The sequence below is a fragment of the Hymenobacter sp. UYP22 genome, assembly GCF_040547285.1.
Lineage (GTDB): Bacteria > Bacteroidota > Bacteroidia > Cytophagales > Hymenobacteraceae > Hymenobacter.
On record NZ_JBEPPK010000020.1, the window covers coordinates 1 to 23251 of the forward strand.

Sequence of the window (23251 nt, forward strand, 5' to 3'; positions counted from 1 at the left end):
GGCAACTGCGCCCGCTACGCGACCCGACGAGCCTGGAGGAACAGCTCGCTCAATTGCCCTAACGGGAATTTCTGTTCTTACTCTTGTGCTACCCCTAGAACACGGCCCGGGCGAAGGTATGCGTGCTTTCGAGCTTGTCCAGCTGGTCGTCGATGCGCTTGCGCAGGCTTTGGTCGTCCATATAACGGAGCAGAAACTCGGTGCGCACCACCCGGCCCAGCTCGCGCAGGGCTAGGTAGACGGGGTGCTGCTGCGAGTAGGAATTGAGTCGGCGCAGCACGGTGGAGGCCGTCACGTGCTTTTGCTTGAGGCTCACCACCAGCCGCAGCAGCGTATCCCACTGCGCCTCGATAAGGCCCTGGTCGATGTACTTGACCGGCGCCAGGCCGTAGGCCGTCAGGTCGGGCACGTCCATGCCGGCGAAGGCGTAGAACTGCTGGTCCTGAAAGGACTGGATGCGGGGGGCGAATTCGATGCCCAAAAAGGCAGTGAGCGCGAAGTTGACTTCCGTGAAGCCGTGGGTGTCGGTGCTGTGGATGGTGGCCTCGACCACGTCGTTGTGCAGCAGGCCATCCACCAAATAGGCGGCCTCGCGCTCGGACGAGCTGAACGTGGTCGAGTAAAAGAGCCGATGGCGGTCGTCGAGGAAGCCGTAGGAGACGATGCCCTTTTCCTGACCAAAATACTTGTACGAATGCGTGGCGTGAATCGAATCAACGGCCACGTAGTACTTCTGGCCATCGGAGGAGGTGTGCACCGCCTCGGGGTGGCGTTGGAAGAGGCGGCTAACGGGCAGCTTGCCGGTCAGGGCCACCACGGCGTCGTTGGCCCGGCGCAGGTTCTCGAGCGAGAAGTACCAATTGACCGCGTTCTCCAGGGTGGCCAGCGCCACGTGCTTGGTGGCATGGGCCATGCGCGTCAGCCCCAGGTTGCAGCCGTACGCCATGAGGCCCGCGAAGAATACCCGCTCCGCGGGCCGGGGCGGCCGATTACGTGGACTCCAGTGGGTGAGGCAGCTGGTGAAGTGGCACTGCTGGTTAACGGTGTGCAGCACCTCGTGCAAGGAAATCAGGCCCGGCCCGGGAAACAGTGGCCGCGCTACCGGGGCGTCCTCGTCCAGGGGCCGGGCCGGCGTCAGGAAGCGGGGCCGCCCGTTGGCGCGCGCCCGCACGCCGGGGTTGGTGCCGGCGTCCAGTCGCTCACAGGTGCGGGCGAAAGCGGTGGCCAGTTTGGCTTGCAACCCGGCCAGCCAAGGACCCGGCTGGCGCAGGTGCACGAGGTCCGTCTGCGCCAGTAACGCGTCCCGCTGCCGCTCCCAGGTGGTGGCCTCCAGCAGGTAGGTGTCGAAGGGGCGGTAGCGCAGCGAGTGGGCCAGGTTCAGCTTGCCGGCTTTCAGGTGGTCGGCCACGTGGCCCGCCAGCAGGGCCTTGTACAGGGAAACAGGGCTTTCGGCTTGCGCCAGGGCGGCCCGTTCCGCGGCTTTCAAAAAGGTAGTCGGGGGATGAGCGCTAACCTGGCCGTCCCGCGCTCGGTACTGGGCAAGGGCTTGGGCCAGCGGGCTGTCGGCCGCGCCTTCGTAGGCCACGGTGCGCAAAATCTCGCCCAGCCGGCGCTGGAGGGCGCGCGAGCGCTCCTCCACGACCTGATAATACGGGCCGATGCGACTACCCCCGCCCCCTTGGCGCAACTGTTGCGCCGTGTGGCCCAGTTGCGCAAAATCCGCCACGGCCGGGGTTTGCAGCCAGGCCAGCAAGGCTGTCACCTTCTCCGCGTTGGTGCGGGCAAACGAAAAGGCGACTTCTTCCAGCTGCGCCAGGGCCGCGCCGTGGCTGACCACCCCTTCCAGTACCTGGCGCAGTTGGCTAGCCGAGTCCTGCTGCTGGCGGTAGACGCGCTCTTGCGTTTCCCGCTGGGCGGCGTTGCGGTGAGTTTGCACGGCTTGCAGGAGCGTTTCGGTGAGCAGGTCGCCGACCTGGTAGTACTGGTAGACCACGAAGCAGAGCACCATCAGGTACTTCTTGTCGGCCTGCTGCTGCACCTGAAACACCTGCGTCCGCTCGACGTAGCGGGCGTAGAAGCGCACCACTTCCTCCGATAAGTCCAGGGCCTGCACCACGGGGTACACCTGGGTGAACAGCGTCTGGAGCACGGCGTAGTCCTGCACGTTGGCGCGGATAGCCATCGGGCGCATCAGCTCCAGGCTGCGCTTGAGTGTGGTCAGCCGGTAGGGCCGGTGCGAATGGGCCGGGGCTTCTTCGGGCGTGGTGAACAAGGCATCTAATTGCTGGCGCACGGCCGGCGTCAGGTGGTGTGCGAGCTGCGTGATGAGCTGTTGTTCCACCGTGCGGAAAGCCTCGGTGACGAGGCCGGCCAGCGCGGCGTAGGTCGGCACTTCCCAGCGATGGGTGCGGATGTAATCGGCGGCGGAGTGAAACACGGCCACCGGGTTCATCTGCTGGCGGGCAAAATGCGTCACTTGCTGCCGCACGGCCGCTTCGACCTGCTCAAAGGGCGGCACCCCGAATTGCTGCAGAATCTGCTCCCGGTGGTAGAAACGGGTGACCTTATCATAGCGCGCCCACTCCACCGCTCCCAAGCGGTAATGCTGCTGCACGTACGCCTGGTCAGCCGCCAGGAACCGGTCAATGGGAAAGAAGCGCCCGGTCGCCTTGAAGTAGCCGACCTGCAACACGAAGCCGCCCCGGCTGTGCGGCGCCAGCAGCGTATCCAGAAACCGGGTAGCCCAATCGGGCAACGCGAAGAAGAGTTGCCGTTGCGGCTGATTGAAAACAGGCGGCTGGTCGAAGGCGCGACGCTGAGTGGCGTCAAGTAAGGGAAGGTGACGGGCCATTTGAAGGAAGTAAATCCTAAAAGTAGCCCGTTGGCTTGTACAGTGAAACGAACGTATTTCTGTACAAGTTAACCTGAGAGACCCGCTGGGGTAAAGCAAAGCCGAAACCAGCTGATTTGGTACAGAAAACTTGTTCAGCAATCAAAGTACAAATAAGGGTGCCTTCGCAACGGATAAACTGTACTTTACCCCATGAAAATCGGCTACGCCCGCGTCTCGACCCGCGACCAGAACCTGGAACTGCAACTCGATGCCCTCACCAAAGCGGGCTGCGAAACCATCTACCAGGAAAAGGTGTCCGGGGCCAGCACCAGCCGCTCGGAGCTGGAGCGGCTGCTGACACAGCTGCGCACCGGCGACACGGTCTACATCTACAAGCTCGACCGCTTGGGGCGCTCGCTCAAGCATCTGCTGCAGGTGGTGGGTGACTTCCAGCAGCTGGGCGTGGGCCTGGTTTCCCTCACCGATGCCATCAACACGACCTCCGCCCAGGGCTGGCTTGTGTTCAACCTCTTTGCCTCCCTGGCCGAGTTTGAGCGGGAGCTGATTCGCGAGCGTACCCACGCCGGGCTGGCCGCAGCCCGCGCCCGGGGCCGGGTGGGCGGCCGTCAGCGGGGCCTCTCAGAGCAGGCCGAACGCACGGCCATCATCGCCGAGACGCTCTACCGCGAGCAGCAACTCGGCGTCAACGAGATTGCCCAGCGCCTGCACATCTCCAAGGTTACCCTTTATAAGTACTTACGCCACCGAAAGGTGGTCATCCACGCCCACCGAAAGGCCGCCGGCACGGCCACCGATTAACTTTTGTACCAAACTTTTAACCAAGGCCACCAGTTCAGCCAAGATTCACGAACCGTGACTGTCAGCCCTCCCCCACACGACCATAGCCCCCCTTACGAACTGCTCCGGGCCCACTTGCAAGTGCGCGTGCCGCTGACCGACGCCGACTTTACCACGTTCTGGGGCTACCTGCGCCCGCTGGCTTTACGCAAGCGCCAGCACCTGTTCCAGTCCGGCGAGGTGTGTAACTACTACGCTTTCGTAACCCAGGGCTGCCTGCGCAGCTACTCGCTCACGGCGGAAGGGCACGAGCACACGCTGCAATTTGCGCCCGAAGACTGGTGGATATCGGACCTCTACAGCCTGCTTACGCAGCAGCCCAGCACCATGAGCATCGACGCGCTGGAAGATTCGCAGTTGCTGCTACTCGACCAGGCCGACCTGGAAACCATATACGCCCAGTGCCCCGTGTTCGAGCGCTACTTCCGGCTGTTGATGCAGAGCCGCTACGTGGTGCTGCAGGAGCGAGTGAATGCTGCCCTGAGCCAGACGGCAGCGGAAAAGTACCAGCACTTTCTCCGTAAGTATCCCACCATCGTGCAGCGGGTGCCCCAGCACGTTATTGCCTCCTACCTGGGCCTGACGCCTGAGTCGTTGAGCCGGGTGCGTCGGCAGCTTTAGCAACGTCACTAGCTGGCAATCAGCTCGCGGCTTAACGTAAGATGGGGCAATATCACGCTTGCCCCTGACAGAGCGCCCGATACTCGGTGGGCGTCATGTGCTCCAGCTGCCGGAACATGCGGGTGAAATACGCCAGGTTACTGAAGCCGGACTTGAAGCAAATCTCGGTGATGCTGAGCGCGGGGTTTTGCAGGCAGCGCTTGGCCAGCCGCATCCGGGCCTTGATGATGTAGTCGATGGGCGAGAGGCCAAACTCCTGTTTGAAGGCGCGGAAGAAATTGGCCTGGCTCATGCAGGCCTGCGCGCTCAGCTTCTCAACGCTGATTTTCTCGGCCATATGCTCCTTGATGTAGTGCAGCGTATGGGCAAAGCGGTTGGAGGTGGCCAACACGGCCGTGTTGTGCTCGATGGTATGCAGCCGCTGCAGCTGCATGAGGCGCAGCAATAGCTCCTTCACCGCGAAGTCGGCCAGCATGTCCTTGTTCTGCGAGTCGTCGAAGCCAATGCGGACCAGCTTGTAGATGAGGGCCGTAATATCCTCGTTGTTATAAAAAGCGTGCTGGCTGAGGCCAAGGTGCCACTTTTCGCCCTCGGTGCGCGGGTAGAACTCGTTGAGGTAGTTGACCGTGTCGATGACTTGAAGCTGGTCGATGGCCAGGGCCACGCACTGGGTTGGGGTTTCGTCCGAGGCCTCAGGAAAGTCAATCAGCATCTTCAGGTTCGGGGGCACCACCATGGTGTGGCCGGGCAGGTAGGCGAACGCCTGCTGGTCGCGCAGGTGCATCACCTTCTTGCCGCGCAGCATGTTGGTGAGCACCAGGTCGCTGTAGGACTGCGCCACCTGGTCGCCGGGCGCCAGCGTTTCGAGAATGCTCAACTCGTACTTCTCCAGCGTCTGCACCCGGCGGTGGTCGATGAGCGTGGTCAGCTCGTGAGGGTCGGTGAGCGGAATGGAAGGCAGCAAGGGAGCGGGGCGAAAAACAGGCGGGAAAAGAGGGCGGGTAGCAGCGACCAAGGCGAAGCTAACTCAACGGCAGATGCCCTAACAACCTGTCAGCAGGCTAAAAATGTTCTTTGCTAGGATACTGCCACCGATTGCTAGCATTGTGCACCCCCCCGCTTTCGCATCACCAAAACAGCCGGACCACCCCTGCGGGTAGTCCGGCTGAAAGCTGAGGAGGCGAGGCTACCTAGGCAGTAGCTGTTTCAGTTTTGGCTTTTGGTTTAGCGCTTGGAATCAGGTTGTGGGGGTTAATCACAAACTTGCGCGCCACGCCTTTGTCAAACTCCGCGTAGCCTTTCGGGGCGTCGTCAAGGCTAATAATTTCCACGTTGACGGCCTTGGCAATCTGAATTTTGTCGTAGAGAATGGCCTGCATGAGCTGGCGGTTGTAGCTCATCACGGGCGTTTGGCCGGTGTGGAAAGAGTGGCTCTTGGCCCAGCCCAGGCCGAAGCGGATGCTCAGGTTGCCGGATTTGGCCGCGGCGTCCGTGGCGCCGGGGTCGTCGGTCACGTACAGGCCGGGGATACCGATGGAGCCGCCCGCGCGGGTGATTTCCATGAGCGAGTTGAGCACGGCAGCGGGTACCTCTACTTTGGCTTGCGAGCCGTGGCCGCTGGCCTCAAAGCCCACGCAGTCGATGGAGCAGTCGATTTCAGGTACGCCCAAAATCTGGGTAATCTGGTCGGCCAAGCTGGCGTCCTCGTTTAGGTCCACCGTTTCGCAGCCGAACGAGCGGGCGTGCGCCAGGCGCGCCTTGTTCATGTCGCCTACTATCACCACGGCGGCCCCTAGCAACTGCGCCGAAGCAGCGGCGGCTAGGCCCACGGGGCCAGCGCCGGCCACGTACACCGTCGTGCCCGGGCCCACGCCCGCCTTCACGGCCCCGTGGAAACCGGTCGGAAAAATGTCGCTCAGCATCGTCAGGTCGCGGATTTTCTCCATCGCCTGGTCCTTGTTCGGGAATTTGAGCAGGTTGAAATCGGCGTAGGGTACCATGACGTACTCGGCCTGACCACCGACCCAGCCGCCCATGTCTACGTAGCCGTAGGCGCCACCGGCGCGGCCTTCGTTTACGGTCAGGCAGATGCCGGTTTGCTGTTCCTTGCAGGTGCGGCAACGGCCGCAAGCCACGTTGAAGGGCACCGACACGAGGTCGCCCACCTTGAGGAACTCCACGTCGGCCCCTACTTCGATGACTTCGCCCGTGATTTCGTGGCCCAGCACCAGGCCAGCGGGGGCGGTGGTGCGCCCGCGCACCATGTGCTGGTCGGAGCCACAGATGTTGGTGGATACGACCTTCAGAATCACGCCGTGGACAATCTTCTTGCCCTTGGGGTTTTTCAGTTCGGGAAAATCAATGCTCTGCACCTCGACTTTGCCGGGGCCCAGGTACACAACGCCTCTGTTGCTAGCCATAATGGGAATGGTTTTAGAGAATGAAAGAATAAAGCGTCGGGCCCAGCCAGCCGGGCCCGACGCTTTGTCCTGAAAATGTAGAACACTGCTTATTTGCCAGCCACGGCGTTCAAGCCCGCTTCAGCCACGGTGTGGTCGTTCTCGACCGTGTCACCCGATACGCCGATGGCGCCGATGACTTTGCCGCTGCCGTCCTTAATGGGTAGGCCGCCGGGGAAGGTGATGAGGCCGCCGTTCGACACCTCAATGTTGAAGAGCGGGCCGCCGGGCTGCGACAAGCCGCCGATGGCGCCGGTGGGCATGTCGAAGTAGCGGGCCGTCTTGGCCTTTTTAATCGAAATGTCGAGCGAGCCAAGCCACGCGTCGTCCATGCGCGCAAACGCCACAAGGTTGGCGCCGGCATCGACGATGGCAATGTTCATCTTGACGCCGATTTCGAGCGATTTTTGGTGGGCTGCTTGCACCGCAGCTTGCGCCTGTTCGAGGGAAATGCCCATGGGTTTGGAGGGGTAAGGAAGGTATGAAAACTGACCAGCCGGAGTAGCAGGCCGCTGTGTGAACCGCGCTTCCCGCTAGCTGGTTACGCGAAATCCCGTGATTGCTAGGATACTGCAGCACTTTGCGAGGATAGTGCTAGTGCCCCCTGGTTTGGGGCTGGCCGTTCCCGAAAGCTTATACCGCCGGGTGCGGCGGCAACTGTAACGAAATCTTAGTCCGACGCCTTTCTGGCACTCAACTAAATGCTTCGGGGGCTAATTCTACGTGCTTACTGTGAAGCGCCAGCCCCTGGGCCGGCACTTTGTTTTTAGGCTCATCGCCCGCGTTTCTTATCCTAGGATAATGTGCCGGGGGTAGGCCCTGGGGGACCTTTGTCATGTTCTCTCGCTGGGAGAGAATCCTGACAAGTAGTTGTCTTCCCGATGAAAAAAATCCTGCTTCCCCTCGCCCTGTTCGCCGCCTCGCTGACTGCTGCCGCCCAGAAACCCGCCGCCAAGCCCGCCGCCAAATCCGGCGACCTCGTGGCCCAGCACCTGAAAACCTTCGATGAGCTGGATTACGACGTGTTCAGCAACGCGAAGTGGGACCGCCTGCACGAAAGCCACGCCCAGAACATCCTGGTGCATTGGCCCGATGGCCACACCACCACCGGCATCGCTCGCCACATTTCGGACCTGAAAGCCATGTTCGTGTACGCCCCCGATACCCAAATTAAGCAGCACCCCTTCAAGCTGGGCCAGGGCAATTTGACGTCGGTATCGGGCATCATGACCGGCACCTTCACCAAGCCCATGCCCACCGGCGATGGCAAGTTCATTCAGCCCACAGGCAAGAAATTCAGCCTGCCCATGTCCACCGTCGGCGTGTGGAAAAATGGTGTAATGGTGGAAGAATACCTCTATTGGGACAACCAATCCTTCATGACGCAACTCGGGCTGGCCAAGTAAGGAATCCCGCTGCCGCCGCTTCAATTGCTCTCAACCGCTACCTCCCCGCTTCTGATGACTACTGCCCTGCTTCCTTATTCTTCGCTGCCCGCCGAACGCATCGGCGTGCACCCGCCGACAGAATTGCCAACGACCATTCGCCTGGGCACGGTGCACCTGGCGGTAGCCAGCCTGGTTCGCTCGCTGGACTTCTATCAGCGCGTGCTTGGGTTTGCGCTGCTTAGTCAAACATTGGCCACCGAAGGCCAGTCCGCTGGGGCGGAGTTGGGCGTAGCCGGCAGCCCCCAGGTGCTGGTGCGCCTGCAGGAGCAGCCGGGGGCGAATCCCATCCCCCGGCGCGGCCGGTTGGGCATCTATCACCTGGCGGTGCTACTGCCCACCCGCGCCGACTTGGGCTGCTTTATCAAGCACGTGCATTCCCTGGGGGGCTACCTGGGCTCCTCCGACCACAATTACAGCGAAGCCACTTACCTGACCGACCCCGACGGCTTTACCATCGAGGTATACCGCGACCGGCCCCGCTCGGAGTGGCAGGTGAGCTCAGAAGGCGAAATCCAGTCGGCCCTCGACCCGCTCGACGAGACCGGGGTGCTGCAGGCGGCCGGCAAAGCCCACTGGGAGGGTCTGCCCGCGGGCACGACCATCGGTCACCTGCACTTTTATACCGGCAGTTTGACCGCAGCGGCGGCTTTCTACCACCAGGCGCTGGGCTTCGACATTGAAACCTGGAGCTTGTCGGGGGCCCTGTTCGTGGGCGCCGGGGGCTACCACCACCACCTGGGTCTAAACGTGTGGGCCGCCGGCTCGCCCGTGGCCACGGCGGCCGATGCCCGCCTGCTGCGCTGGGAATTGTGGCTGCCCGATGCCGGCTCCCGCGACGCGGCCGCCGCCCGCCTGCAAGCGGCCGGCTACGCCGTGGAGCCAACGCCTGAAGGCCCCATTGCCACCGACCCGTGGGGCATCCGGGTGCTGCTGGGGGCTGAGACGCAGCCAGCAGTATGAACTGCCACCGGAAACGCCCACGCTGGGCGTGGCTGGCCTTTTTTCTCCCGTTTTATCTAATTACTTCCATGACCGTTGCATCCGCTACGCAGCCCGCGCTGCTCACCGATTTATCCCTGGGCTACCGCCTGGTGAACCCGGCCCAGGCCACCGGCGCCAAACGACTTTTGCTCCTGCTGCACGGCGTGGGCGGCAACGAGCTGAACCTGCTGCCCGTGGGCGAGCAGCTGGCCGACGGCCACACGCTGGTGCTCACGGTGCGCGCCCCGCTGGTGTTCGGGCCGATGGGCTTCGGGTTCTACCAAGTTGATTTCTCGTCGGGCAAGCCCGTCTTCAACCAAGCCCAGCAGCTCGATGGGCAACGCCTGCTGCTCACCTTTATCCGCGAGGCTTCGGCGCGGTACGGCATCCCGGCCGGCCAGGTGTACCTGCTGGGCTTCAGCCAGGGCGCCATCATGGCCTACGACGTGGCCCTGACCCACCCGGCCCAGGTGCGCGGCGTGCTGGCCTTCAGCGGCCGCATGCTGATTGAGTCGCGCCAGCACCACGCCCCAGCGGCCGATATCCGGAAGGTGCACTTCTTCCTCAGCCACGGCCGCCACGACGACAAGCTGCCCGCTTTCTATGCCGATGAGGCCGTGACGTTTCTCCAGACCCTGAACATCACCCCGCACTACGAAGCCTTCGAAGGCGGGCACGAAGTAACGGCCAGCGGCATGATGGCCGCGCAAAAGTGGCTAGGGCGTGTGAACAGTTTTTAGGGTGTTGCTAAACAAATAGGGGAAAACCTCCGAGTCAGGCAGATAGCTACTTGATTTATGGGTGTTGTTTAACAACACCCTTTCTACGATGCCAGCGCCAAGGTCAGCCACCAGCTCACGCCCCGCGACCAGCTCTTTGCCGCCGTTTACCTGGGCGGCGACCGGCTGTTTGTGACGCAGAAGCCCCAAACCATTGCCGGCCCGCAGGGCGAGCTGCGCTACCAGAACGCCAGCAACCTGCGCTACGGCAACGCCCTGGCCTCGCTGCGCTGGAACCGAACCCTGACCCCTCAGCTGTTCGGCAACGCGACGCTGGCCGCTACTCGTTTTCGTTACGCCAATGAGCAGACCTTCGAACTGGAGGACCGCTCGCCGGCCGGTAAGCTGAGTGAGGACAGCCGCGCCAGCTTTACCTCCGGCGTGCAGGACGTGCTGGTGAAGGCGGACTTCGAGTACTACCCCAGCCCCGCCCATCAGATACGATTCGGGGCAACTGCCGTGCAGCACGCCTTCACCCCCGGCAGCAACTTCTTCACGAGCCGCACCCCGGTGGCGGCGCTCGATACGACGTTGGGCTCCCAGCGGGTGGGAGCCCGGGAAGTGGCCCTCTACGGCGAGGATGAAATCCGGCTGACCGCCCGCCTGTCGGCCAACCTGGGGTTGCGGGTCGTCCGCTACTGGGTGGAGGGGCAGGGGTTCGGTGGGCTGCAGCCCCGGGTGCTGGCCACGTACCTGGTGGGCGAGCACACCGCCGTGAAGGCCTCCTACGCGAGCATGCAGCAGTATCTGCACCTGCTCTCCAACAACGGGGCCGGCCTGCCGACGGACTTGTGGGTGCCCGCCACCCGGCGCGTGGCGCCGCAGCGGGCGCAGCAGCTGGCGCTGGGCGTGGCCCACACGCTCCCCGAGTGGGGGCTGGAAGTCAGCGTGGAAGCCTTCCAGAAGTCGATGCGAGACCTGATTGAGTTTCGGGAGGGCGCAACCTTCTACAACAGCTCCCAGAACTAGCAGGACAAGGTCGTGACCGGAGGCCAGGGCCGGGTGCAGGGGCTGGAGGTGCTGGTGCGGCGCAAAACCGGCCGCCTCACGGGCTGGGTGGGCTACACGCTGGCCCGTAATGAGCGGCAATTCGACCAGCTCAACCAGAGCCGGTGGTACCCTTACAAGTACGACCGCCGCCACGACGCGTCCGTGGTGCTCATTTACCAGGTGCGGCCCCATAGCACCCTCTCGGCAACGTGGACCTATGGGACTGGCAATGCCTTAACGCTGGCCCAGGGCAACTACCAGGTCATCGACCAGAGCTACGGCCTCATCGCCGGGGCCCCATCGGACCGTTACCTCTACCCCGAAGCCGAGGTGTACGGCGACAAAAACAGCTACCGGCTGCGGGCCTACCACCGCCTGGACCTGGGCGCCACCTTTACCAAGTCCGTCAAGTACGGGGAACGAATCTGGCGGGTGGGGGCCTATAATGCCTACAGCCGGCACAATTCGTACTACATCTACTACAGCTCAGGCGAGAACGACAGCTATTTCACAAAGGGGCAGCGGCGGCTTTATCAGCTGAGTTTGTTTCCCATTCTGCCAGCCCTCAGCTATGAACGCAGTTTCTGAACCTGGCGACTGTTACTCAGTAGCGTGACGACCAAGATTGATGGACACCTATTTCAACAGGCAGTAGGCTTAGAGTAATTTTATCCCCCCGCTGCTATAAGAAGGCCAAAAAGAGCCCTGCCTGGGCCTTTCCATTCGCTTGCCGCCCCCTTAGTCGGCTTTTTAGGTCATTGCCAAGAGTTCTGCAACAGCCACCCTCGTTTTACTAAACGGATAAACCTGACTTCATGAAAACAGAAGCGCCGGTCCTTTGGGGCCGGCGCTTCTGTTTTCTCACCAATCGCAAGGATTACTATCCACGGTTTCGGTTGTGGTGGTCGCCCGAGCGGACCACGCGCTAGCCCCGCTTTGGCTTTGAACCCTTGTTATTTGAGGTCATTAAGTACACCACGCCGGCCGTCAGGGCGGCCACGGTACCGAGCTTAATGAAAAGACTCTTCTTGTCGTGTTTCCATTCGGAGTTGTACCCCTTCTCGGCCCAGATGTTGGGCACCGTGCCATGCGCCAGGTCATCCAGCAGGCCTTCCACCACATTCACCTTGTCGGCCATTACCAGGGGCAGCCAGTGGAGGTAGCTGTTTTCGCTGTATTTGAAGGCGAAGCGCCGAATCATGCCGCTCAGGCCCGAAGGGGGCACTGAGTTGCCGACCACGGCCGTGTAATCGGGCCGCTCGATGGAGTGCAGCACTTCCCGGTCGAGGACCTGTTGGGTGGGCCGCTCCCAGGAGCGGCCGTCGTGTTCCTCGCCGGTGCGATGCCGGTTTGGATACGTGGGGTCGTTTTTGGGGTCGGCATCGATGCCCCAGCCGGGGATGTGGGCAAAATCTTGTGCGGTCTTTTTCATGAGGCGCGGCTTAGCGATTAGCAGTGGGGGGGATGAGGACCGTCTTGATGCAATTGTCAAGCCTAGCCGAAAAAATGTGGTAGCCTTCGGCGACTTCCTCCAAGGGAATGCGGTGGGTTATTAACAAGCTGGGCTTGAGGATGCCGTTCATCACGTGGTCAATCATGCGGGGCAGGTGGCGCTTCACCGAGGCCTGGTTAGCCCGAATGGTCAGGCCCTTGTTGAGCACGTTGCCGATGGGGATGAGGTTGTCGGTCGGGCCGTACACGCCCACAATGGAAATTACGCCGCCTTTCCGCACCGCGTTGATGGCCCAGTGCAGCGCCGTAGCCGAGCCGCCCTGGAGCAGCAACTTGCGCCCGGTGATGGTTTGCATGACGTTGCCTTCGGCCTCGGCCCCCACGGCATCGATGCAGGCATCGGGGCCAATCCAATCGGTGATTTTCTTCAGGAACATGACCGGGTCGTCCATGTCGGTCCGGAAGTTGTAGGCTTCGCACTTGGCGAAATTCTTGGCAAATTCCAGCCGGTAGTCGTACTGGTCGATGATGATGACGCGGCCTGCGCCGAACAGCCAGCAGCACCGCGCCGCCATAATGCCCACCGGCCCCGCGCCAAACACCACCACCGTATCGCCGGGCTGAATGCCGGCCATTTCGGCGGCCTGGTAGCCGGTTGGCGTGATGTCGGTGAGCAGCACGGCGTCGTCGAGGTCCATGCCCGCCGGAATCACCGTGGGGCCGAAATTGGCGTAGGGTACCCGGGCGTATTCGGCCTGGCCGCCGTTGTGGCCGCCCCCGGTATGCGAATACCCCAAAAAGCCGCCACCGGCCGTAGACTCGGAATTAGATTCGTAGCAGTTGCCGTACATGCCCTGCTTGCAGCAGATACACCGCCCGCAGGCAATGTTGAACGGCACCATCACCCGGTCGCCCACTTTCACCTCGGTCACCTCGGAGCCAATCTCCACGATTTCCCCAATGAATTCATGGCCAAACGTCATGCCGACGCGGGTGTCCGGCACATTGCCGTTGTACAAGTGCAGGTCGGACCCGCAAATGCACGTGCGCAAAACCTTCACAATCGCATCCTCGGGATGCAAAATTTCGGGCATGGGTTTTTGAACGGCGCGGACCCTTCTGGGGCCCCGGAAATCCATTGCTAACATGGGAAGACGCTTTAAAAAGTGGAAAGAATGACTGGTCAGTAGTACTCCCATCGCGTTCTTAAAGTTGCCTCCACCGCCCAAATCCGTGGAAAATATCGCGCGTGACGGCTGGACTACTAACCACTTTGCCGGAGGGCCCTTTTGCTGAACGTTGGCTCCCGCTACCACCCCTCGCAGGGCGCTTGATAGAGTCCATTTAATCCGGTGCATAGCGCGCGGCAGACACCGGATTTACCTACCTTGCCCCCCCGTAATCCAACGGTGAATGGGTAAGTTGACAAACCACAAAAACCCTTAAACCGAAGTCGTAGCACCGATGCGTGACCAGCAATTCTTTACCACCCGTCTATCCTTCACCGCCGGCCTTGGTTAAAAGTTTGGTCCAAATGTTACATGGCTACCAGTGCTGACCTTGGTTAAAAGGGTGGTCCGAAAGTCGCATCTGGCGAGCAAGACCTACGCAGGCCCTTGCAGCACGTCAAAGAGCTGGGCCAGCTGCGGAGATGCCCGCAGTTGCTGGTCCGGTCGGTGCAGTACCGCCGACTGGGGTTCGGGACCAAGCAAGCCAAACCAGTTGAGCCCCCGCTCAAACGTGCGCACCCCATAGCAGTGGGTGAGTTGTTCCAGTGGCGTCCGGTACGCCGGGTCGGTGAACTCGGCCAGCACGAACGGAAACGCCCGCTGATAAAGCTCGGCGTAAAAGGAGACGGGGTGCGGCTGCTCGCCGAAGCGGGCGAGCAGGTAGACCGAATACGCCCAGCCGGTTTGCCCCACCGTCTGCGAGGGGTAGCCGTCGTGCGCGGCCCACAGGAAGCGGTTGGTAAAGGTGTCCAACACAAGCGCCCAAAGGGCCGGGCGTTGGGCTGGGTCGAGCAACTGGGTGCCTTTTTTGGTCAGCAGCAATTGCCCCCGTACCAGGCGGGCCAGGCCCGCCAGCCGAGTCGTTTGGTGCAGCGTGGTGATGGCCAGCGAATCAATTTCCCGGCTCAGGGTGAACAGGCCCGTTTCCAGTCCTTCTTCGAGGAGGAAGCCGTGGGCGTAGAGTTCGCGCAGGTACTTGCGCGGCAGGTACCCTAAGGGCGTCAGCCGCAGCGGGGTTTCGCGCTGCAACAGGCGCAAAAAGGCCTCCGTCAGCCGCAGAAACGGGACCTGGTCCAGCACGTCGTTCGGCACGTTGGTGCGCAATTGCACCACGCTGGCCGGCCCCAGCGGCTGGTAAAGCAGCGCGTGCATCTGCACCGGACTCAAGCCGCAGAAATCCGGCTGCGGCGTGTCGTTGTAGCGGTGCAGCGCCGCAGTCAGGTCTGGCTGAGAAGGGATGGCCATGCTACTTGGCTTTGAGGGGTGTGGGCTTTTCGTTAATCTGGCAGCCGGCGAAGCGCAAGATTTTGTAGAGGGTGCGGCGGGAGCCAATCTGAAAGTAGGCCATGAGCTGGCGCGTGGATTGCTGGCCGGCTTCGTAGAGTTCCTTGACGGCGGGTGCAATTTTCTGGTAGCGCGGGGCCAGGCCCGGCGGGCGGCCGCCCTGCCGCCCGCGGGCCCGGGCCGCTTGCAGCCCGGCGTGGGTGGGGTGTTGTTAAACAAATAGGGGAAAACCTCCGACCCAGGCGCACAGCTATCTGGTTTTCATGATTAGTATTCTGTTTGACAGTGTGTTACCCGGTATGTGACCAAAACGATAGTGTTAATGACCGTTATTTCTACCCACCAATGATAGCGTTAACGTCCATGTAAAGGCATCGAAAACCGGTACCTTTACGAAGCGCATTTACCTTATCGCTAACCTGCCCGTTTTGCCCATGCTATTTGGCTACGTCCGCGTCTCCACGAGCGCCCAATCGGCCGAGAGCCAGAAGAGCCTCATCGCCCGCTATCTGGTCGAGCACCGCTGGACCCTCGACGAGTGGATTGAAGTAGAAATGTCTTCCCGCCGCACCGCCGGGCAGCGCCGCCTGCCCGAGCTGCTGGCCAAGGTTGGCCTTGGTTAAAAGTTTGGTACAAAGGTTAAACGGGCGGGGCCGCAGGAGACTCCCAGTCGAAGGCAAAAAGGGCCTCCAAATCGAAGGGGAGTGAATCTTTTAGGGCGTCGTCCGAGAAATCGAACTCGCCGTTCAGATTGATGTGCTGCCAGCTCGCCCGTGAGCTGGCAGTACATCAATCTGCCACGGACTAGCGCTCGGCCGCCGGGGCATGAAGCAGCTACTGGTTGGGACAAAGGCAATTCCAACAGACGATTACGTTCTGCACCAGCCGTTTGCAAGGGCCTGCTTGCGTGGGTGGTCGCATGCCCGCCGTCGCCCGCTCATGGATACTCTCGCGGCCATACCCAGCCAGCGCGGCGAAGAGGCCCAAGACCGCCCGCCCGGCCGGGGTGGCCGTATCGATGCCTAGGTCCAGAGCGACGAAGCGGACCTGCCGGGCGTGCAGAGCGGCCACCACCTACATGATGTGGGTGCTGTTGCGGCCCAGCCGGTTCAGGCGGGCTAAAGTCACCGTGTCCCCGGCACGCAACGTGGCCAGCCGCTCGGTGAGCACCGGGCGCTGTGAGCGTGCCGCTGATTTTTTCCCAAATCAGGCGGTCTACGCCCGCGACCTTTAGTTGTCCATATCAAAATGTCACATCTGCGTACTTTGCCGCCATGTCCGATTTCCGTCTGCGCGTATTTGCCGCTGTGGCCCGGCACCTGAGCCTGACCAAGGCCGGCCAGGAGCTGTTTGTGAGCCAGCCGGCCGTTACCAAGCACATCCGGGAGCTGGAAGCACAGTACGGCCAGCGCCTGCTGGAGCGGCGCGGCAACCGCGTGACCCTCACCGAGGCCGGCCGCCTGCTGCACGCCCACGCCGATGCCGCCGCCGCCGCTCAGCAGCAGCTGGAGGACCAGCTGCTGGCCCTGCGCGACCCCGACGAGGCCGCCGGCCGCCTGCGCCTGGGGGCCAGCACCACGCTGGCCCAGTACGTGCTGCCGGGCCTGCTGCCCGCCTTCCAGGCCCGCTACCCGCAGGTGCAGCTCTCGTTTCTGAACGCCAACTCCGAGCGCATTGCCGAGGCCCTGCTGCGCGGCGAGCTGGACCTAGGCTTCGTGGAGGGCCGCACCAAGAGCCACGACCTGCACTACGAGCTGCTGCTGCCCGACGAGCTGGTGGCCGTGCGCCGCGCCACACCCGGCGGCCCGCCCGCCGCCCCGCTGCCCCTGGCCGAGGCGCTGGCCCACCCGCTGGTGCTGCGCGAGCGGGGCTCGGGCACGCTGGAAATCCTCGAATTTGCCCTGCGGGCGCAGCACATCAAGCTCAGCGCCCTGCCCGTGGCCATTTACCTGGACAATACGGAGGCCATCAAGCGCTACCTCGAAGCCGCGCCCACCGCCCTGGGCTTCGTGTCGCGCCGGGCCCTGGACCGCGAGCTGGCGGCCGGGCTGCTCGAAATCGTGCCCATTGCCGGGCTGCACTTGGCCCGGCAGTTCGAGGCGGTATCGGTGCAGGGACAGGTGCTGGCCCGGCCGGCGCAGCGCTTCCTGAGCTTCGTGCAGGGGCAGCTGAAGGGGGGCAAATAAAAAATGGTGATGCTGGATAACTATTCGGTATCCGCTGAAAGCACCACTTTATGAGCAGCTTACGTACCATTGCAGCGTAGTGCGGACCGGGTGGTTCGCCCATCTTCACCCGACTTACTTATACTCATGGAAAACACTCCGCAGCCCGCCCCAACCGATGCGCAACCCGCCGCCGAACCGGCCGCCCACGATGGCACCCCGCACTACGGCGACTTCGGCCACCCCGCCGACCCCACCGCGCCCCGCCACTACCAGGCCCCGACCAACGACGGCTCGAACGACAACCCCGACGAGTTCAGCGAATTTCGCGGCAAAAATGCCTCAGCCACCGAGCAATACTGCCTACCCGGTGCTATTGCTGACCCAAATTTGCAGCGCGGGCACGTCGAGCAAAACCAGCACCCCGAAGCCATTGCCGCAGCCGAGGGGGGCAGCGACGCCGAAGAGCGCGCCGCCTACGCCCTCGACGACCCGCGCTACGCTGGCGGCGACGTATTCGATTTGAAGGACGAGCAAACCGGCTTCTAAGCCCTCAGGCCAGTAGTTCATCCGTCCAGCGGCCGGCTCGTACACCACGAGCCGGCCGCTGGCGTTTCCAGCCCTCGCGGCGGCCGGCTTGGCCACGCAAAACGGACGCGCCACCCTGGCTCGGCCCGGGCAATCAATAACCTTTGGTTATGCAGGATAATACTATTGGATAATCCAATCGGTGGGCAACGCCGTATATTTGCCTCAGAAACAAACCCCTCCCGCTCATGGCCCTCCCAGTTCAGCCCACGCCGCTTCAAGCTTCCACCCCGCTGCCCGCCCCTGCCCCGGCCGGGGAAACCGCCGCCCCCGAATTCAACGAAACCACCGGCTTCTTCCGCCACCTGCACACGCCCCGGGTGGTGTTCGGGCAGGACTTCACCTTGAAGCAGGTGGTGTTCGTGCTGTTCTTCGTGTTCTGCCTCACGCCCTGGGCCTCGCCGCCCATTGCCCTGGCGCTGGGCCTGCTGCTGGCCCAAACCATCGGCAACCCCTTCACCACGCAAACCAAGCAGGCCACGGCCAAGCTGCTCCAGTTCTCGGTTATCGGGCTGGGCTTTGGCATGAATGCCCACGCGGCGGTGCAGGCCGGCAAGGAGGGCATCATTTTCACGGTGGTGTCCATCTTCGGCACGCTGCTGCTGGGCCTGGTGGTGGGCCGGTGGCTGGGGCTGGGCAAGCACGTGGTGCATTTGATTTCGTGCGGCACCGCTATTTGCGGCGGCTCGGCCATCGCGGCCATCGGACCGGTGCTGCGGGCCAAGGACGAGGAAATGTCGGTGGCGCTGGGCACGGTGTTCGTGCTCAATGCCGTGGCCCTATTCGCCTTCCCGCCCATCGGCCACGCCCTGGCCATGACGCAGAACCAGTTCGGCCTGTGGTGCGCCATTGCCATCCACGACACCTCTTCGGTGGTGGGGGCGGCGGCGGCCTACGGCAACCAGGCCCTGGAAGTGGCCACCACCGTGAAGCTGGCCCGCGCCCTCTGGATTATCCCAATTTCCATCGGCACGGCCATGCTATTCAAGCAGAAGGGCGTGAAGGTGAAAATTCCCTACTTCATCTTTGGTTTCATCGCCGCCATGCTGGTCAACACCTTTATTCCCGCCGCCAAGCCCCTGGGCCCGGTGATGGTGAACCTGGCCAAAATCGGCCTCACGGTGACGCTGTTCTTTATCGGCGCGGGCCTCTCGGCCAAGGTGGTGCGCTCGGTGGGAATAAAGCCCTACGTGCTGGGCATTCTGCTCTGGGTAGTGATTTCGACCGGCTCGCTCTACGTGATTCTGCACACGGTCTAGCCGCCTGAACGGGGCAGAGCGGCCGAATGGTAGCGCTTGCTTTGCCCGATTTAACTAATTGACTGTCTGCATTCCGCAAAACAAGTTGTTTTGCGCGCTGGCTGGCCATTGCCGCCTGTTTCACCTCTCTCCTTGGCCTCATGGAAACCACTCCCGACCCCTCGCCTCGGCTGCAGCCGGAAGACAAGCAGGCCTTCATCAAAATCGCTGGCCTGCTGACCTGGGTGATTGCCCTGATGGTGCTGGTAGTAGCCGTGACGGCCTACATCGTCGTCTTCAACCCCAAAACGCCCGACCTGCTGGCCGATGCCCCGGCCACGACGGCCGCCGCTGCGAGTGGGCCTGCGGCGGGCTTGCCTGACGTTGCCGGGGGGGCTGTGGGGAGCAAAACCAACTTCTTCCAGCCCGCCCGCTTCGTGCTCGACAGCGTGAAGCCCGACCCGGAGGGCCAGCTCATCCGCTACGGCCACGAGCTGATTGCCCACACCGCCCACTACCTCGGCCCGCAAGTGGCCAACCCGGCCCTGCGGCTGGCCGGCAGCAACCTGGCCTGCCAGAACTGCCACCTGCAGGCCGGCCAGAAGGCGTTTTCGGCCCCCTACGTGGGCATCTGGGGCATTTACCCCACCTACAAAGGGCGCGAGGATGCCATCAGCACCCTGGAGGACCGCATCAATGGGTGCATGACGCGCAGCCTCAACGGCCGGCCCCTGCCGGTGGACGGCAAGGAGATGAAGGCCATCATCACCTACATGAAATGGCTGGGCCGCCAGGTGCCAGTGGGGGAGAAGGTGAAGGGCCAGGGTTTTGTTAAGTTCACCATGCCCAACCGCGAGGCGAATCTCGGGCAGGGCAAAATCGTCTTCGCCCAGCAGTGCACCAGCTGCCACGGAGCCAATGGCCAGGGCCGCCTCAACGGCACGCTGGCCGCCGATGGCTACCAGTACCCGCCGCTGTGGGGGCCCGACAGCTACAACGACGGGGCCGGCATGCACCGCCTGCAAACGGCGGCCCGCTTTATCAAGGCCAACATGCCTTTCGGCGCCACGGCCGAGCACAGCATCCTCACCGATGACGCCGCCTACGACGTGGCGGCCTACATCAACTCGCTGCCCCGCCCGCGCATGGCCCACCTGGAAAAGGACTACCCCAACCTGAAAAAGAAGCCCGCCGACTGCCCTTACCCGCCTTACGCCGACCGGTTTACGCAGCACCAGCACCAGTTTGGTCCCTACGCGGCGATGGAAGCGGGCAAAAAGGGCGGCGAGTAGCCCCGCACCGATTTCCAGTTTCACCCCTTTCGTTTTCACCGCGCTGCTTCGGTGGTGCCCTTTCCCCAGTTGCCATGAAACACCTGCTGCTGACCGCCGCGCTGCTCGCCGGCCTCACCCTCTCGGCCCGCGCCCAGACGCCCGCCACCCGCAACGCCACCGCCATGCATGACCGCGAAGCTTTTCAAAAAGGTGCCTTCCAAGGGGCCACGGCCGACCAGGCCCAGTACCATGTCATCTACCAGCTCGACAGCGACGACCCCAAGCTCATCCAGCAGACGCTGCGTAACATCGGCAACGCGCTGGAGGACAGCCGGCTTAAAGGCAAGCTCACCGTGGAGCTGATTGCCTTCGGCGGGGGCACCACGCTCTACCGCAAGGACCAGCCCTACGAGGCCCAGCTCACGGCCCTCAAGCAGAAAGGCGTGATTCTGGCCCAGTGCCTGAACACGCTGAAGGAAAGGAAAATGAGCAAGGACGAGCTGCTGCCGCTGATTTCCTACGTGCCCAGCGGCAACGGCGAGCTTATTATCCGGCAGGCCCAGGGCTGGTCGCTGGTGCATCCGTAGCGCCGGGCTCTCCGCTGCTTTTGTGCTTTTCTCCGCTTTCCTTACCCAACCCCATGAAACCCCTTCCGCACCTGCTGCTGGCGCTGGCACTGGCCGCCCCGGCCGCCCTTTTCGCCCAGACCATGCCTATCCAAAAGCCCACGCCGCCCGAGCCGGCCCACCGCTTTGACCCGCCCTGGAACGCGCCGTTTCAGGCTGGAGTGCCCTTCACGGTGCCGGGCATCGACAACGCGCCCGACCTCTACGGCGACGTGGTGGACCCGCAGTTGGTGGTGTTTTTCGGGGGCAACCAGTTCATGGTGCTCGATGATTTGCTGAAGGAGTTCCGCAAGGCCCACCCCGAGTACGTGCGCATTTTCGTGGAAACGCTGCCGCCCGGCATCCTGGCTAAGCAGATTACGCAGGGCAGCCTGGTAGTAGGCAACCTGCGCATCGAGCTGAAGCCCGACGTGTACGCGGCCGGCAAAAACCGCATGGATATGACGCCGGAGTGGTTTGCCCGCACCACCAGCTACGCCCAGAACCGGCTGGCCATCCTCGTGCGCCAGGGCAACCCCAAGAAGGTGACCAGCCTGCGCGATTTGGGCCGGCCCGAGGTGCGCGTGAGCATGCCTAACCCCGAATGGGAAGGCATCGGCAAGCGCATCGAGGAATCGTACGAGAAGGCCGGGGGCGCGGCCTTGAAAACGGCCGTGATGACGACCAAAGTGAAAGCCGGCAGCACTTACCTGACCCAGATTCACCACCGCCAGTCGCCCCTGCGGGTGCTCTACGACCAGTCCGACGCGGCCCCGGTGTGGTACACGGAGGCCTTTTATCAGAAAATGCTGGGCCACCCGGTGGAAAGCGTGGCCATCCCGGCCAAGGAAAACATCATGGCCAACTACGTGGCCGGGGTGATGAAAGCCGCGCCCCACGCCAAGGCCGCCGAAGACTTTGTGGCCTTCCTTAACAGCCCAGACGGGCAGGCCGTGTACCAGAAATACGGCTTTTTGCCGCCCGTTAAGTAACGCGCTAATACCCATGAAAACATCCCCGCTTACCCGGCTCCGCCGCTTCGCTCTATTGCTCATGTCTCCTGCTCTGCTCGCGGCCGCGCCGGCCGCCGCCCAAACCCTGCACGTGTACGGCCCCGGCGGCCCGGCCACGGCCATGAAGGAATGCGCCGCCGCCTTCACCAAACAAACCGGCCTGGACGTGGCCGTCACGGCCGGCCCCGAGCCCAAGTGGCTGGCCCAGGCGCAGCAGGACGCCGACCTGGTGTACGGCGGGGCCGAGTACATGCTCACCCAAACGGCGCTGGCCCACCCCGGCTTTATCGACGAAGCCAGCCGCACCAGCCTCTACGCCCGGGAGTCGGCGGTGCTGGTGCGCCCCGGCAACCCGCTGCACATCAAGCGGCTCGAAGACCTGGCCCGGCCCGGCGTGCGCCTGCTCGACGTGAACGGGGCCGGCCAGATGGGCATGACCGAGGACATGGCCCGCAGCAGCGCCCTCATCAGCAACCTGCAGCACAACACCAAAACGTCGGTCAAAACCAGCGCCGAGGCCGTGGACCTCTGGCAGCAAAAGCCCCAGGACTACGACGCCTGGATAACCTATGCCTCCTGGCAGCCGCGCCTGCCCGGCTCGGCCCTCGTGCGCCTGCCCCGCGACCAGCGCGTGAGTCGGGGCACGCCCATTGCCCTCACCCAGCGCACCACGCAGGCCGCCGCGGCCCGGCAGTTCGTGGCCTTTCTGCAGTCGGCCGACGGGCACGCCATTTTCCGCCGCAACGGCTGGGAATAGGCCGGGCGTTGGCGGCCGGAAAGCAAACACGAAGAACGTCCTGCTTCGGCTGCGCTCAGCAGGACGGGCAAATGGCTCTTGGTTTTCACTATTCCACCTTGCTTTCCCGCATTCGCATGGCTATTCCTTCGCTTCCGATGCCGGTGCCTAGCACCCCGTTGCCCGCCGCCCCCCCGGCCGACCACGAAACGCCGCACTGGCTGTTTCGCTACGTATTCAGCCAGGACCCCAAGACCATTGCCAAACAGTACCTGCTTACGGGCATGGCCTGGGCTCTGGTGGCGGGCACGCTTTCCACGCTGTTTCGCTTGCAGCTGGGCTAACAAAGCAAGTTTGAAAATACGGGCCGCCGTACCTGCGGCAACCGCTTCTCCATCATCCAAACCCCATGACCCGTCTCGCTCAACTCCCCGGCCTGCTCGCCCTGACCGGCCTGCTGCTCACCGCCATCAACCCACCGGGTCACGGCCAGGAAGGCGGCAAAATGCTCAAAAAAGAAGGCAAAACCGACGACAAGTTGCTGCGCGAAAACCGCCGCATGATGCGCGACGGCCGCGTGAACCACGGCCAAAGCCTGAGCAAAGAGCCCAAGCTCGTTCGGGAGGAAGACCGGCTGGACCATCGCCAGGCCCCCGCCCCGCGCAAAACCCGGCGGGCGGGCGGTTCGCCGCGCTAGC

The 23251-nt window shown here is 63.0% G+C and carries 24 protein-coding genes and 1 pseudogene; 17 read left to right on the top strand and 8 right to left on the bottom strand.

What is annotated here, in order from left to right; all coding sequences use genetic code 11:
- Window positions 1-94: 94 nt before the first annotated feature.
- On the bottom strand, window positions 95-2851 hold the full coding sequence (locus ABIB60_RS21275; RefSeq protein WP_354582385.1) for a Tn3 family transposase: 2757 nt from the start codon (window positions 2849-2851) through the stop codon (window positions 95-97).
- 192 nt (window positions 2852-3043) lie between these two features.
- On the opposite strand from ABIB60_RS21275, the gene ABIB60_RS21280 reads away from it, so the two are divergent.
- Window positions 3044-3652 (top strand): recombinase family protein, encoded by a 609-nt coding sequence (locus tag ABIB60_RS21280; protein WP_502915149.1) that lies wholly within the window; start codon window positions 3044-3046, stop codon window positions 3650-3652.
- A gap of 54 nt (window positions 3653-3706) precedes the next feature.
- Window positions 3707-4312 carry a Crp/Fnr family transcriptional regulator gene (locus ABIB60_RS21285; protein WP_247977197.1) on the top strand — a complete coding sequence of 202 codons (606 nt, stop codon included), beginning with the start codon at window positions 3707-3709 and terminating at the stop codon, window positions 4310-4312.
- A gap of 52 nt (window positions 4313-4364) precedes the next feature.
- Here the strand turns inward: ABIB60_RS21285 and ABIB60_RS21290 are convergent, their stop codons facing one another.
- The 3 genes from ABIB60_RS21290 to ABIB60_RS21300 all read right to left on the bottom strand — a co-directional run bounded on the left by ABIB60_RS21290 (window position 4365) and on the right by ABIB60_RS21300 (window position 7229).
- A complete protein-coding gene (locus ABIB60_RS21290) occupies window positions 4365-5276 on the bottom strand; it encodes an AraC family transcriptional regulator (RefSeq protein ID WP_247977196.1) in 912 nt (303 codons plus the stop codon).
- Between the two features lie 226 nt (window positions 5277-5502).
- Window positions 5503-6732: a formaldehyde dehydrogenase, glutathione-independent gene (gene fdhA / locus ABIB60_RS21295; RefSeq protein ID WP_247977195.1), complete on the bottom strand. Its 1230-nt coding sequence runs from the start codon at window positions 6730-6732 to the stop codon at window positions 5503-5505.
- Between the two features lie 89 nt (window positions 6733-6821).
- A complete protein-coding gene (locus ABIB60_RS21300; protein ID WP_247977194.1) occupies window positions 6822-7229 on the bottom strand; it encodes a GlcG/HbpS family heme-binding protein in 408 nt (135 codons plus the stop codon).
- A 423-nt stretch (window positions 7230-7652) separates the two neighbouring features.
- Here ABIB60_RS21300 and ABIB60_RS21305 point away from each other — a divergent pair, with 423 nt between their 5' ends.
- The 5 genes from ABIB60_RS21305 (at window position 7653) to ABIB60_RS21325 (ending at window position 11557) form a co-directional block, all read left to right on the top strand.
- Window positions 7653-8177, top strand: coding sequence for an ester cyclase (locus tag ABIB60_RS21305; RefSeq protein ID WP_247977193.1), 525 nt, complete (start codon window positions 7653-7655; stop codon window positions 8175-8177).
- A gap of 54 nt (window positions 8178-8231) precedes the next feature.
- Entirely contained in the window at window positions 8232-9179 is a 948-nt protein-coding gene (locus tag ABIB60_RS21310) for a VOC family protein (RefSeq protein ID WP_354582386.1), read from the top strand.
- 68 nt (window positions 9180-9247) lie between these two features.
- Window positions 9248-9940 (top strand): alpha/beta hydrolase, encoded by a 693-nt coding sequence (locus ABIB60_RS21315; protein ID WP_247977191.1) that lies wholly within the window; start codon window positions 9248-9250, stop codon window positions 9938-9940.
- A 171-nt stretch (window positions 9941-10111) separates the two neighbouring features.
- The gene (locus tag ABIB60_RS21320; protein WP_247977190.1) at window positions 10112-10948 is read left to right on the top strand and encodes a TonB-dependent receptor plug domain-containing protein; all 837 of its coding nucleotides are present in this window, start codon (window positions 10112-10114) and stop codon (window positions 10946-10948) included.
- Between the two features lie 12 nt (window positions 10949-10960).
- The gene (locus ABIB60_RS21325) at window positions 10961-11557 is read left to right on the top strand and encodes a hypothetical protein (protein ID WP_247977189.1); all 597 of its coding nucleotides are present in this window, start codon (window positions 10961-10963) and stop codon (window positions 11555-11557) included.
- Between the two features lie 337 nt (window positions 11558-11894).
- Here the strand turns inward: ABIB60_RS21325 and ABIB60_RS21330 are convergent, their stop codons facing one another.
- The 3 genes from ABIB60_RS21330 to ABIB60_RS21340 form a co-directional block, all read right to left on the bottom strand.
- A complete protein-coding gene (locus ABIB60_RS21330) occupies window positions 11895-12401 on the bottom strand; it encodes a hypothetical protein (RefSeq protein WP_089334160.1) in 507 nt (168 codons plus the stop codon).
- Between the two features lie 10 nt (window positions 12402-12411).
- Complete coding sequence (locus tag ABIB60_RS21335) at window positions 12412-13569, bottom strand: zinc-dependent alcohol dehydrogenase (protein ID WP_089334159.1); 1158 nt, start codon at window positions 13567-13569, stop codon at window positions 12412-12414.
- A 456-nt stretch (window positions 13570-14025) separates the two neighbouring features.
- Complete coding sequence (locus ABIB60_RS21340; RefSeq protein WP_247977188.1) at window positions 14026-14895, bottom strand: hypothetical protein; 870 nt, start codon at window positions 14893-14895, stop codon at window positions 14026-14028.
- A gap of 473 nt (window positions 14896-15368) precedes the next feature.
- Between ABIB60_RS21340 and ABIB60_RS21345 the strand changes: the two genes are divergently transcribed.
- Complete coding sequence (locus ABIB60_RS21345; protein WP_206986350.1) at window positions 15369-15557, top strand: recombinase family protein; 189 nt, start codon at window positions 15369-15371, stop codon at window positions 15555-15557.
- Between the two features lie 211 nt (window positions 15558-15768).
- Here ABIB60_RS21345 and ABIB60_RS21350 read toward each other — a convergent pair.
- Window positions 15769-16104: pseudogene (locus ABIB60_RS21350) on the bottom strand (recombinase family protein).
- A 104-nt stretch (window positions 16105-16208) separates the two neighbouring features.
- Between ABIB60_RS21350 and ABIB60_RS21355 the strand changes: the two are divergent.
- The 9 genes from ABIB60_RS21355 to ABIB60_RS21395 all read left to right on the top strand — a co-directional run bounded on the left by ABIB60_RS21355 (window position 16209) and on the right by ABIB60_RS21395 (window position 23250).
- Window positions 16209-17120: a LysR substrate-binding domain-containing protein gene (locus tag ABIB60_RS21355; RefSeq protein WP_022821614.1), complete on the top strand. Its 912-nt coding sequence runs from the start codon at window positions 16209-16211 to the stop codon at window positions 17118-17120.
- A gap of 126 nt (window positions 17121-17246) precedes the next feature.
- Window positions 17247-17648 (top strand): hypothetical protein, encoded by a 402-nt coding sequence (locus tag ABIB60_RS21360; RefSeq protein WP_019949224.1) that lies wholly within the window; start codon window positions 17247-17249, stop codon window positions 17646-17648.
- 227 nt (window positions 17649-17875) lie between these two features.
- Window positions 17876-18946 carry a YeiH family protein gene (locus tag ABIB60_RS21365; protein WP_019949223.1) on the top strand — a complete coding sequence of 357 codons (1071 nt, stop codon included), beginning with the start codon at window positions 17876-17878 and terminating at the stop codon, window positions 18944-18946.
- 140 nt (window positions 18947-19086) lie between these two features.
- A complete protein-coding gene (locus tag ABIB60_RS21370) occupies window positions 19087-20217 on the top strand; it encodes a c-type cytochrome (RefSeq protein WP_019949222.1) in 1131 nt (376 codons plus the stop codon).
- Between the two features lie 74 nt (window positions 20218-20291).
- The gene (locus tag ABIB60_RS21375) at window positions 20292-20786 is read left to right on the top strand and encodes a DsrE family protein (protein WP_019949221.1); all 495 of its coding nucleotides are present in this window, start codon (window positions 20292-20294) and stop codon (window positions 20784-20786) included.
- 53 nt (window positions 20787-20839) lie between these two features.
- Window positions 20840-21796: a molybdate ABC transporter substrate-binding protein gene (locus ABIB60_RS21380; protein ID WP_019949220.1), complete on the top strand. Its 957-nt coding sequence runs from the start codon at window positions 20840-20842 to the stop codon at window positions 21794-21796.
- 13 nt (window positions 21797-21809) lie between these two features.
- Window positions 21810-22574, top strand: coding sequence for a substrate-binding domain-containing protein (locus ABIB60_RS21385; protein ID WP_022821617.1), 765 nt, complete (start codon window positions 21810-21812; stop codon window positions 22572-22574).
- Between the two features lie 116 nt (window positions 22575-22690).
- Complete coding sequence (locus ABIB60_RS21390) at window positions 22691-22897, top strand: hypothetical protein (RefSeq protein WP_073112413.1); 207 nt, start codon at window positions 22691-22693, stop codon at window positions 22895-22897.
- A 65-nt stretch (window positions 22898-22962) separates the two neighbouring features.
- A complete protein-coding gene (locus ABIB60_RS21395; protein ID WP_019949217.1) occupies window positions 22963-23250 on the top strand; it encodes a hypothetical protein in 288 nt (95 codons plus the stop codon).
- Window position 23251 lies beyond the last annotated feature (1 nt).